The sequence below is a fragment of the Sporosarcina sp. E16_8 genome (assembly GCF_017347095.1).
GTDB lineage: Bacteria > Bacillota > Bacilli > Bacillales_A > Planococcaceae > Sporosarcina.
Window position 1 is genome coordinate 1 of the sequence record NZ_JADPRZ010000072.1, and the last position, 11,410, is coordinate 11,410.

The window sequence follows — 11,410 nt, forward strand, 5'->3', positions numbered from 1 at the left end:
ATACCGCTTCGACGCTTTGTGGATGCCTCCCGCGATAAGCCGGAAAGAATACCACTTTCAGTCTTATCGCTCCGGCTACCACGAAGTCGCGCCTTCGCTGGATAGTCTATATAGAATGCACATTGCATTGTCGGGGAAAAGACCTGTAGCTCGTAGTATGTCTTTCTTCAATGAAATTAGTATAAAATAGTACTCACATTATAATCTCGGTCCAAACATCTCAAAATCACTTTCAATAATGTACACCCCAGCGCAAGCGCGTCAAAGGGGTAGCCGAAGCCATGAGACTGGATGCGAAGCGTCAATCCAGGCTCCTGGCGAGAGGCATCCCCAAAGCGCCAAGCGATCTGTAATCCACACGCCGAACTACAACTCTTCCGATTAATGTCCACTCTAGCGCAGGCGCGGCAAAGGCATCCCCAAAGCGCCAAGCGATCTACAATCCACGTTCCGAATTAATACTCTCTCATCATCGAGCGACACAACAGATTCAACGGGATTCTTTAATTCTACATATCTCAGTCTACAAATCCCTCTCACTATCGACACTATAAAAATTTGTAGTATACTGAAAGTTGAACAAAATACATACCAAACATAAAGGTGCCCCGCATTAAAAATGGGGTTAAAAGGGAAGTCGGTTCAATGCCGACGCGGTCCCGCCACTGTAAGTGTGAGTTAGTCGCAATTTGTCTAGAAGAAGTTCCGTGAAGACGCGACAAGCCTTGAACACAAGCCAGGAGACCTGCCTTTATGGATCACACGTACCCTACGAGGATAGGATTAGTGGAAATCGGCGTCCCCGCACGTCCGGATTTTTACTCAACTTATTCCTCCGTAGCAATTACGGGGGATTTTTATTTGGATAAAACAGGAGGAAAACATCATGAAAAAGATTTGGCAATTAGGACTATCAGCGTTTCTGGCAGTATTTCTGCTCGCAGCATGCGGAACTGCAACAACAACAGAAAAGCCTGAAGTAGACGAAACACCGAAAGTGGAAGAGGTTAAAGCCGATTTCCCACTTACACTAACGGATGCAGTTGGCGATGAAATCACGTTCGAAAAAGCACCGGCAACAATCGTCTCAATGATGCCGAGCAACACGGAAATTTTGTTTGAACTTGGTCTTGCTGATGAAGTTGTCGGCGTCAATGACTACGATGATTATCCCGCAGAAGCACTTGAAAAAGAAAAAATCGGCGGTATGGAATTTAACGTCGAGAAAATCGTTTCTATGAATCCTGAAATTGTTTTTGCACATGAATCGGGACTTGGATCAGGAGAAGCAGGGCTGCAACAAATCCGTGACGCGGGAATTCCTGTTTTTGTTGTGAAAAACGCAGCAAATTTCGAAGAAACGTACACAACGATTGAAACAATCGGTCAAGCGACTGGTAAAACAGTAGAAGCTGAGAAAATCATTACGGACATGAAAGCAAAAGTCGAAGAAGTTCTAGCTAAAACGGCAAAAGTTGAAACAAAAAAAACAGTTTTCGTTGAAACATCACCTGCTCCTGAAATTTACACACCAGGTAAAAATACATTCATGGATCAAATGCTTGAAATGATTGGTGCTGAAAATAGTGCTGCCGATCAAGAAGGCTGGTTCATGATAGATCCGGAAGAAATCGTTAAACGTAATCCTGATGTAATTATTGTGTTGTATGACTACATCGAAACGGCCGTTGCAGATGTTTACGCACGTCCAGGTTTTGATTCGATTACGGCAATTAAAGAAAAAACAGTTGTTCAAGTTCAAGAGAATATCACGAGCCGTACAGGCCCACGTCTTGCAGAAGGCTTAGAAGAAATAGCGAAAGCCATCTACCCTGAGGCTTTTGGTGAGTAAATCCAGCGTTGCCTACATCGTTTCCGCCGCCGCACTCCTTGTGGCGGTATGGCTCGGTGTGTCAATCGGATCTGTAAAAATACCGATTAGTACGTTATGGAACCCAGGAGCGGATGCAACCGCTACCAATATTTTGTGGAAGATTCGCATGCCACGTGTCGTTCTTGCTGGACTTGTCGGCGCCTCGCTTGCGATATCAGGAGCTGCTTTCCAGGGGCTGCTGAAAAATCCGCTTGCTGATCCATATACCCTCGGAGTGTCATCCGGCGCCTCGGTAGGTGCTGTTATGACGCTCTTTTTTGGTATTTCCATTCCGTTTTTAGGCATCTATACGCTTCCTGTATTTAGTATGGTTGGTGCTGCACTGACAATGTTCCTTGTTCTCGGATTCGCCCGACTCGTTGATAGGGCAATGCGAATGGAAACAATTATTTTGACCGGAATCATTTTTGGTTCGTTCCTCGGTTCTGTGCTATCACTTATGATAGCGCTCACAGGCGAAGAGCTGCGCCAGATTATTGGTTGGCTGCTCGGCAGTGTCTCGATGAGGGGCTGGAGCTATATTACAATGATCTTGCCGTTCGTCGTCGTCGGCTCGTTCATGCTGTGGTTGAATCGCCGCGAATTGAATGCGATGTTATTCGGCGAAGAACGGGCGCATCATTTAGGTGTCAACGTTAAACGCCGTAAGTTTACCATTCTGATTGGGGGATCCATCCTGACAGGTTCTGCAGTCGCGGTATCCGGCACAATCGGCTTTGTCGGCCTAGTCGTCCCGCATATGACGCGACTCCTATGGGGATCTGATCATCGCCATCTCCTGACATTATCGTTCATGAACGGTGCGACGTTGCTCGTCATTTGTGATTTAATTGCACGGACAATCATTTCGCCAACAGAACTCCCAGTCGGTGTCATCACAGCGTTTATCGGTGCACCCGTATTTGCATTTATCTTCTATAAACAACGAAGGAAAGGGGGAATGTGACATGTTAAAAGTCGATAATGTTTCCGGCGGTTATGGTAAGGAATCAATCGTGAAGGCAGTAACATTCACTGTCAATAAAGGCGAAGTACTCGGCATACTTGGACCCAATGGCAGTGGTAAATCAACGCTGTTGAAAATTATTTCAGGCATTCTCCCGAAGGAAACGGGTTCCGTTACAATCGATGGGCAAGATGCGTCTACCTATTCACAAAAAGAATTTGCCAAAAAAGTAGCCGTCCTGCCGCAACTCCATGCACACGCCTTTTCCCACACTGTTCGTGAAACGGTAGAACTCGGCCGCTATCCACATCAATCCGGACTATTCTCCTCGTGGTCTGATGAAGACGAGCGCGCTGTTACAGATGCCATAAATAGTATGTCCATCGCACGCTATGCTGAAAACTCGATAGAACTGCTATCCGGTGGCGAACAGCAACGCGTTTATGTGGCACAGGCACTCGCACAGGAAGCGCCAATTTTATTGCTCGATGAACCGACGAACCACTTGGATATTGCCCATCAGCAACAATTACTCGATACGATTCGCCAGCAGGCAATCGACAAAGGGCTAACGGTCATCTCGGTGTTTCACGATATCAATTTGGCTTCTTTATACTGCGACCGGCTCCTCTTGATGAGTGAAGGGCGGATTGCCAGAATAGGTGTACCACAAGACGTAGTGAAGGAAGAGGCCATCCAATCCGTTTATGGTGCACGTATTAAATCACAGCCTCATCCCGAATTGCCAAAACCTCAAATTACACTTCTGCCGGATACCAAAGAGGAAATCAAGCCTTTCACCGTTGTAAAAGATGACTTTTCGATAGCAGCGGACTTTGTTGCACTACGAACAAAATACCCGTTGAAAACAATTTCCTCCGCCGTTCATAATGCTGGAATGGGCTGGTATCGGTCGTTTGTCAACCGGCATGTCGATGTCGATTACAATGTAGACGACGTCAAAGCTGAAAATACTTCCTACCTCGAACAGCAAGGTTTTCATCTGACGGATACGGTTGGTATGATGACCGCGGTCACGACGGAGCATGCTGAAGTCGAGGAATACACAGGGGATTTCGGAACGATTCTGATTGCTGTTACAGCTGGCGTCGGCAATGCTGTCGATGTGTCGCAAGCATTCACGCGTGATCAGAAACCTCGCGTTGGGACCATCAATACATGGGTTATCGTCAACGGTCAGCTACCTGATGAAGCATTTATCCAAGCAATGATAACTGCAACCGAAGCGAAAACCAAAGCACTCCAAATGGAATCCATAACAGATCCGCTCACCGGCACAATTGCAACGGGTACATCGACGGACAGCCTACTTATCGCGGCAACGCAGCAAGGGGAATTCCTACCGTATGCAGGTCCAATCACGCCGCTCGGAAAACTGATTGGCCACGGAGTTTTTGATTGTACTGTACGGGCAATCCGTGCCTATAAAAAAGCGAAAGGGTGGACGACTTGATTCCTGCACATTTTATCGCCATTGCCATTGGTTTTCTACTAGACAGAATGATTGGGGATCCGCCGAAATGGCCCCATCCTGTTCGCTGGATTGGAACGTTTATCTCCAAATTGACTAGCATTATGAATAAAGGTCGGTTCCTCATGTTAAAAGGAGCGTCTACACTCTTCATCACAGTCGGGATTGTGTTAGGCGTCGTTTTTGCAGTGGTTGGTTTTGCCTATCAATTCAATATCTATGTAGGGATTGGCGTGGAATCAATTCTGATTGCTACCGGGCTGGCACAAAAGAGTTTACGCGACGCTGCGCTCGACGTTTATCACCCGCTCGCCGCAAATGATCTACCCGCAGCACGAACGAAGTTGTCATGGATTGTCGGTCGCGATACCGATAAACTACAAGAAAGTGGCATCGTACGAGGGACTGTTGAAACCGTGTCAGAAAATAGTGCGGACGGCATTACATCGCCATTGTTTTGGGCATTCCTACTGGGAGCCCCTGGTCTGTGGATGTACAAAGCGGTGAACACACTTGATTCAATGATTGGTTATAAAGATGAACGATATGAGAAGTTTGGAAAGTTTTCTGCCCGTGCGGATGATATCTTGAATTTCATTCCAGCACGTGTGACGGGCTTTCTGATCATTTTATATGCGCCGAATAAAAGTCGATTGTCCTTTTGGAAACGCTTTGCTGGCTGGAGTAAAGACGCAAGGAAACATCCAAGCCCAAATAGCGGATATTTGGAGGCAGCGACCGCTTGGCAACTCGGCGTTACGCTTGGCGGAACGAGTACATATAGCGGAATCGAATCGAAACGATCTGAGCTTGGTCCAGGAAACATCCCGCTAACCGCCATACATATTAAACAAACCATTACTCAGATGCATATCATAGCGTTTATATTCTGGCTAGTAATGACGGTGATTGGAGTGGTTTTTTATGCAACTGCCTGAACATGGCGCAAATCCGCACAACGTTTACGCCACACTGGGCATTGAACCACCAGCACAGTTAGTGGATTTCAGTGAAAATGTCAATCCGGCGGGGCCTCCTGATTCAGTTACCGAGATGTGGCCAAGTTTACTAGGGTTGCTGAAGGCATATCCAAATCCACAAGGGGAGCCATTTCTATCAGCGGCGGCCGATTATCATGGCATTTCGACTGATTGTTTATTCGCGGGGAACGGGGCGGCAGAACTGCTGGCACTTCTGGCAGAGCGTTATCGCTCAAAGCGAGCGATTGTCGTGCACCCGACGTTTTCCGAATACGAAGCGACTCTTTTGGCGAAGGATGTGGAGATTGTTCGGGTTTTAGCATCGGAGCGTGATGGCTTTAAATTGCCACTGGAAGCAATCCTTGAAGCCATGACTTCAGCCTCTGTTCTGTACCTTTGCACACCAAATAATCCGACTGGCATCATGCCTGAACGGACGGATTTGAACGTGATTATACAGCGCGGCGCTAAAGTAGATTGTGACGTCGTATTGGACGAGGCCTTTATCGATTTCGTTGATGAATCCCTGTCCTTCATTGCGGAAATAGAGAATAATTCCCACGTCATTGTCGTTCGCTCTATGACGAAAATGTACGCCATTCCAGGAATACGCCTCGGCTATATCGTGGCAAATCCATCGATAATTAGTGGGATTAAAGCACTTGCTCCGCATTGGAATGTTAATGGCCTAGCTGCACAAATCGGAGCGGTGTGCCTTCAGGAAGTGCACTACCGCGAACAGGCAATTCAGTATAGTAACAGTGAACGAGAAAAGATGACGCAGTTTTTAATTGACAATGATTGCAACGTTACTAATTCCGTTACGAATTTTATTTCATTCACACTGGGTTCTGGCCGTGATTCGAATAAGTTGTATGAAGACATGCTGGCACGTGGAATCGTCCTCCGTCATTCTCAAAACTTCCGCGGCATGGATGGTAGATGGTTGCGCATTGGCATGAAAAACGATGCGTACATGAACATCTTAAAGGAGGAGCTGACGCAATGGTTTGCGGAAAACTGACGTTCATAAGTGGCGGCGTTAGAAGCGGAAAAAGTTCCTATGCAGAAAAGCTGCTTGTTAATGAAGCGCAGAAAAACGCGGCACGGCTTGTTTACATTGCTTCCGGCGTCGCAACAGACTCAGAAATGCAGGCACGTATTGAACGTCATAAATCGGATCGTTCCACCCATAGTTGGACGACCTTTGAGCAACCTGTCGAGCTGGAAAAGATTTTGCCCTCCATTCAATCAGGTGATTATGTGTTATGGGATTGCCTAACAACATGGCTGGCGAATGAGTTATACGCGGGTTGGGAGTCCGGGAAACCTTGTATTGAACAAGCGGGCTGTATGGAGCAAAAGGAAATGCAGTTGTACTTAACAATTGAATCACTTTTAAAACAAGCTGCTCATCTCGTAATTGTTTCGAATGAAGTCCTAGACGAACTACCGTCAAAGTACGCTGAAACGGAAATCTACCGAAAATGGCTCGGTCGTGTTCACCAAGCGCTTGTCAAAAAAGCAGCTACAGCAATTGAAATGGATTATGGAATCCCAATCGTATGGAAAAACGAGCGGCAGGAGATGAAGCAATGAATGGGTTGATTGTTTTAGGAACAGCATCAGACTCTGGGAAAACGATGTTTTGTACAGCGTTATGCCGTATTTTATCGGACGAAGGCGTGCGAGTAACCCCCTTCAAATCGCAAAATATGTCCGGTTTTTCAGCGACAACGGACAATGGCGAAGAAATGAGCCGCGCGCAATTCATTCAAGCGCAGGCTGCTAGAACGAAGCCATCCATTTATATGAATCCAATTTTGCTGAAACCAGTTGCCGACATGAAATCGGAAGTGCTTTTTTTTGGAGAGAAGTTTGGTCCAATAGCTGGAATGGCGTATCGCGAACAGTTCTTCACGCGCGGAATTGAGGCAATTAAAACGTCACTTGCTAAACTGGTGGAAACGTACGAAACGGTCATTATCGAAGGTGCAGGAAGTCCGGCGGAAGTGAATCTCAATGATAGAGAAATTGTGAATATGCGCGTGGCAGAAATCGCGGATGTACCTGCCGTTTTGGTGGCAGATATTGATCGCGGTGGTGCTATCGCATCAATCGTTGGGACACTGCAACTTTTACCACCTGAGCATCGAAAACGTGTTAAAGCGATTATTATCAATAAATTCCATGGTGACGTTTCTTTATTTCAAGAAGGTATTGAATTCATCGAAACCTACACGGGTATTCCAGTGGCAGGCGTTATCCCTTATAAAGTCGATCACGGCATCGAAGAGGAAGACGTGGATCGGCAAGTTACGGAAGCACCAGCGGGAGTCGACGTTTACGATGCATGGGCAAAACATGTCTTGGCGCATCTCAACTGGCCGCTGATGAAAGAGATTCTGTCACAATCCGGAGCGATGAAATGAACGGAATGTTGTTAGCCATGCAATTTTTCACCGCAATCCCGGTGCGCAAAGAATTGCCACTCGGCCGAAAAGAAGTGACGGCAATGTATGTGGCGCTACCTTTCGTTGGAGGGGCAATTGGGCTCGCGATGTACGGTGTGTCAGAACTTCTAGTGAATTATTTGCATGTCGGTACACTTCTTGCGTCGGTACTAATCGTTTTGACAGCGATAGTATTGACTGGTGGTTTGCACTTGGATGGCTGGGCGGATACGGGCGATGCATTCTTTTCATACAAAGACCGAGAGAAACGACTTGAAATTCTAGAGGATCCGCGACTTGGTGCATTTGGAACGATGGCGCTGGTGTTAGTAATCATCGTGAAAATCGCTGTTTTCAATGAAATACTGATGCGCGGAACAGGGAATCTTGCGTTGTTCATAGCAATTCCTTTCCTAGCAAGAGCGACTATGAACCTGTACTTCTCAACTGTTCGTCTTGCAAAGGATAAAGGAATCGCGCACTTTTTCAAAGAAAAGATATCAACAACTGTGCTGATCAGCTGGACGCTAGTAAGCAGTACAGTGGTTTTATGCGCGGTAGGGCTTATGTTAAAGAGTATACTGATTCCAGTTGTGATAGCGATTGTAATTGCAGTAGCATTTTTCACGTTCCGTAACTGGTCGTTGAAGCATTTCGGAGGCGTCACGGGCGACTTATGTGGTGCCTTCATTGAAGGAATGGAGGCGTTGTTATGGCTAGCGGTTTTGTGCTTCATCTGATTCGGCATCTTCCCACATTAGGTAACAAACAACGGAAATACATTGGCTGGACGGATGAACCGATTTTGGAATCGACTACCTGGAACTGGCGTTTACCCGAAACCCCGAAACACGTTTATAGCAGTGATCTTCGTCGTGCAAAACAAAGTGCCGCACGCTTTTTCCCGCAAGCGTCTATTGAAACAGCTGCCAGTTGGCGTGAATGTAATTTTGGCGAGTTTGAAGGGAAAACATATACGGAACTTGAAAAGGATACGGACTATCGAAACTGGATTGATGATCCGTATGCATTTGCACCACGTGGCGGTGAGAGTTTAACAGATTTAGAAATGCGAGTAGTGGCCGCAGTCAAACAATTGCCTAATAAAGCGGTTGTCGTGACACACGGAGGTCCCATCCGCGTAGTCCTGACGAAGTTTTCACCGGAAGAAAAAGGTTTTTGGTCGTGGAACATCCCGCACGGAACGGGCTACCGACTTGAATGGGAAAGCGACAAAGCATTCGAGGAGGGGAAGTTATGCACGTTTATATCGGCGGTGCCCATAACGGAAAACGAGACTATGTGAAAAAATGGTTGGCCGAGCAAGGGAAAGAAAACGTACACTGGATAGAAGGGAATTGTTTAGAAGACAGTTTCATAGTAGATATGGAAGCCATTCAGACAACAGTCGTAGCCGGAGTCGAAAAATGGCTTGCGGAAACGGATTTAGCGGAACAGGCAGCCATTGATCACGTGATGAGTTTCGTTGCAAAGGACCGTCATGTAGTTTTCATTTTAACGGACATTGGACGGGGAATCGTTCCTATGGATGCCGATCAGCGAAAATTACGCGATGCTTGCGGTCGGCTTTATCAACGCTTAATGGCAGAAGCGGAAGAAGTGGCGAGAATTTGGTACGGCTTGGCAAAAACACTAAAGAAAAGGGGAGAACAATAATGAAAATTTACACACGTACAGGGGATAAAGGGAAAACAAGTTTAATAGGGGGCCGCGTCGACAAAGACAGCCTTCGCGTTGAAGCGTATGGCACGATGGATGAATTGAATTCATTTGTCGGCAAAGCAATGACGGAACTAGACCCTGCAATTTTCGCGGATATGCTGACAGACTTGGAAGCGATTCAAAACGAATTATTCGACGGCGGGGGCGATCTTGCAAACGTTATGAAAGAACGTCATTACAAATTGTCTGAAGAACCGGTTGAAGTGCTCGAACAACGTATTGACGTGCTAATGGAAGAGGCGCCGCCATTGGAGAAATTCATCTTACCGGGTGGATCACCTGCTGCTGCAACGCTTCATATTGCACGAACTGTTGCGAGACGCGCAGAAAGGCAAACGGTGACACTTTTGAAAGCAGAAGAAGATGTGCCGGCAGTTGTTCAACGTTATTTGAACAGGCTATCAGACTACCTTTTCGTTGCAGCGCGCATTGCGAATTCTCGGGTTAACGTACCGGATAATGAATACGTAAGAAGTGCAAAAGTGTTCAGAACGGATAAGAAAAAGGAGGACTAATCGATGCAGTTAAAACGGCTCACATTGACGGCTTTTTTTGCAGCCCTCTGTGTTATCGGTGGATTAATCAAAATCCCCTCCGGCATCGGTTCCTTGGCGCTGGATACGGTGCCGGCGCTTATCTCAGCTGCCTTTCTACCACCCGTATTTTCAGGAATCGCCGCGATGCTCGGGCACACGGCCTCCTCGATGTATGCCGGTTTTCCTTTAGGACCCTTTCATGTACTCATTGCACTTGAAATGTTCGTCATCGTAATCATCTTTGCACGACTGCACAAAGCGGGACGCAATGTGATGAAGTGGATCTTTTTCATCGTAGCAAACGGTTTAATCGCACCACTACCGTTTTATTTTCTGATTTCACCAGCGTTTTTCTTGGGAGCAGTTCCATTTCTCTTACTAGCAACAATTGCTAACGCAGTTGTTGCGGCGGTCGTTCTGCCGTCACTTCAGCATGTGGTCGATGGTCGCATGGGAGCGCTTCGATGAGGAATGCCATTGATATCGGCAATGGTTTTATTGTGACAACTGATAATTCAGGCGGTATCGGTGAAAAGCTGCAGGATATCGTTATTGTACCGGACCGCATCACAGCATATTTTGCGGCCCGCGTCGCATTGCTTGAACAATGGGCGTCGCATGCGGAACCGGTTTCAATCCTCATCCACAATTTTAGCGGTAACGCGAGTTGGGAAAGTTACGTGGCAGGTGTGACGGATTTATTCCACGAGGCGGGGCTAGAGGTTCCGCCGATCAATGGCAGTTCAGAAACGAATATGGAACTTGTTCAGTCAGCGATGGCGGTAACGATCATCGGCAAAAAAAGGGCAGCGCTGACTCAGGAAAATTGTGCGTGGTTTACTTACGGCACACCACTCGTTGGAGATGAAGTACGAAATCGCGCAGATGAAATTGCGTCCACCCGGCTTATTCACGAGGCGATGAAAAGTGGAATCGTCCATCAAATCTGGCCAGTTGGCTCAAAGGGAATTTTACAAGAGGTCCGTTTGCTAACTGGAATGAAGGAAGCGCGCGTCGAAACCATATTGGATCCAATGAAATCAGCGGGCCCGTCGACAGTTGTTCTCCTAGCCGTTGAAAAAATGAAAATCGAGGAAGCCGAAGCACTTTTGGGTGTCCATTTGAATAAACTAACGATTAATACGTGAAACCTGCATTGTTCATGCAGGTTTTTTAAAACTTTAGAAAGTGAGACCGATCATATCGGTTTCCAATGCGATCATATAACTCGCGCACCGATCATATCGGTTTCCAATGCGATCATATAACCCGCGCACCGAGCATATCGGTTGCCGATCCGATCATATAACCCGCGCACCGATCATATCGGTTTCCAATGCGATCATATAACCCGCGCACCGAGCAT

Annotated in this window: 14 protein-coding genes and 1 riboswitch; all 14 genes read left to right on the forward strand. The window is 46.8% G+C overall.

Annotated elements, in window-relative coordinates; translation table 11 throughout:
* A partial coding sequence (locus tag I2484_RS19850) for a hypothetical protein (protein ID WP_207152800.1) occupies positions 1-190 on the forward strand: 190 nt, incomplete at its 5' end.
* A gap of 394 nt (positions 191-584) precedes the next feature.
* Positions 585-767: riboswitch (cobalamin riboswitch) on the forward strand.
* Between the two features lie 119 nt (positions 768-886).
* The gene (locus I2484_RS19855; RefSeq protein ID WP_207152801.1) at positions 887-1,852 is read left to right on the forward strand and encodes an ABC transporter substrate-binding protein; all 966 of its coding nucleotides are present in this window, start codon (positions 887-889) and stop codon (positions 1,850-1,852) included.
* The gene (locus I2484_RS19860; protein WP_207152802.1) at positions 1,845-2,840 is read left to right on the forward strand and encodes an iron chelate uptake ABC transporter family permease subunit; all 996 of its coding nucleotides are present in this window, start codon (positions 1,845-1,847) and stop codon (positions 2,838-2,840) included. Before I2484_RS19855 ends, I2484_RS19860 begins: the two co-directional genes overlap by 8 nt.
* Position 2,841: 1 nt before the next feature.
* Positions 2,842-4,314: an adenosylcobinamide amidohydrolase gene (locus tag I2484_RS19865; protein ID WP_207152803.1), complete on the forward strand. Its 1,473-nt coding sequence runs from the start codon at positions 2,842-2,844 to the stop codon at positions 4,312-4,314.
* Complete coding sequence (gene cbiB / locus I2484_RS19870; RefSeq protein ID WP_207152812.1) at positions 4,314-5,270, forward strand: adenosylcobinamide-phosphate synthase CbiB; 957 nt, start codon at positions 4,314-4,316, stop codon at positions 5,268-5,270. The genes I2484_RS19865 and cbiB overlap by 1 nt, the downstream gene beginning before the upstream one ends.
* Complete coding sequence (locus I2484_RS19875; RefSeq protein WP_207152804.1) at positions 5,257-6,336, forward strand: pyridoxal phosphate-dependent aminotransferase; 1,080 nt, start codon at positions 5,257-5,259, stop codon at positions 6,334-6,336. Before cbiB ends, I2484_RS19875 begins: the two co-directional genes overlap by 14 nt.
* The gene (locus I2484_RS19880; RefSeq protein ID WP_207152805.1) at positions 6,318-6,911 is read left to right on the forward strand and encodes a bifunctional adenosylcobinamide kinase/adenosylcobinamide-phosphate guanylyltransferase; all 594 of its coding nucleotides are present in this window, start codon (positions 6,318-6,320) and stop codon (positions 6,909-6,911) included. The genes I2484_RS19875 and I2484_RS19880 overlap by 19 nt, the downstream gene beginning before the upstream one ends.
* Entirely contained in the window at positions 6,908-7,744 is an 837-nt protein-coding gene (locus tag I2484_RS19885; protein ID WP_207152806.1) for a cobyric acid synthase, read from the forward strand. The genes I2484_RS19880 and I2484_RS19885 overlap by 4 nt, the downstream gene beginning before the upstream one ends.
* Positions 7,741-8,505, forward strand: a complete 765-nt coding sequence (gene cobS, locus I2484_RS19890; protein WP_207152807.1) for an adenosylcobinamide-GDP ribazoletransferase — start codon at positions 7,741-7,743, stop codon at positions 8,503-8,505. The genes I2484_RS19885 and cobS overlap by 4 nt, the downstream gene beginning before the upstream one ends.
* Positions 8,478-9,071, forward strand: a complete 594-nt coding sequence (locus I2484_RS19895) for a histidine phosphatase family protein (RefSeq protein WP_207152808.1) — start codon at positions 8,478-8,480, stop codon at positions 9,069-9,071. The genes cobS and I2484_RS19895 overlap by 28 nt, the downstream gene beginning before the upstream one ends.
* Positions 9,023-9,442 carry a bifunctional adenosylcobinamide kinase/adenosylcobinamide-phosphate guanylyltransferase gene (locus I2484_RS19900; protein ID WP_207152809.1) on the forward strand — a complete coding sequence of 140 codons (420 nt, stop codon included), beginning with the start codon at positions 9,023-9,025 and terminating at the stop codon, positions 9,440-9,442. Before I2484_RS19895 ends, I2484_RS19900 begins: the two co-directional genes overlap by 49 nt.
* The gene (locus I2484_RS19905) at positions 9,442-10,023 is read left to right on the forward strand and encodes a cob(I)yrinic acid a,c-diamide adenosyltransferase (RefSeq protein ID WP_187045937.1); all 582 of its coding nucleotides are present in this window, start codon (positions 9,442-9,444) and stop codon (positions 10,021-10,023) included. The genes I2484_RS19900 and I2484_RS19905 overlap by 1 nt, the downstream gene beginning before the upstream one ends.
* Before the next feature lie 3 nt (positions 10,024-10,026).
* Positions 10,027-10,512 carry an ECF transporter S component gene (locus I2484_RS19910; protein WP_207152810.1) on the forward strand — a complete coding sequence of 162 codons (486 nt, stop codon included), beginning with the start codon at positions 10,027-10,029 and terminating at the stop codon, positions 10,510-10,512.
* A complete protein-coding gene (locus I2484_RS19915; protein ID WP_207152811.1) occupies positions 10,509-11,192 on the forward strand; it encodes a hypothetical protein in 684 nt (227 codons plus the stop codon). The genes I2484_RS19910 and I2484_RS19915 overlap by 4 nt, the downstream gene beginning before the upstream one ends.
* Positions 11,193-11,410: the final 218 nt, after the last annotated feature.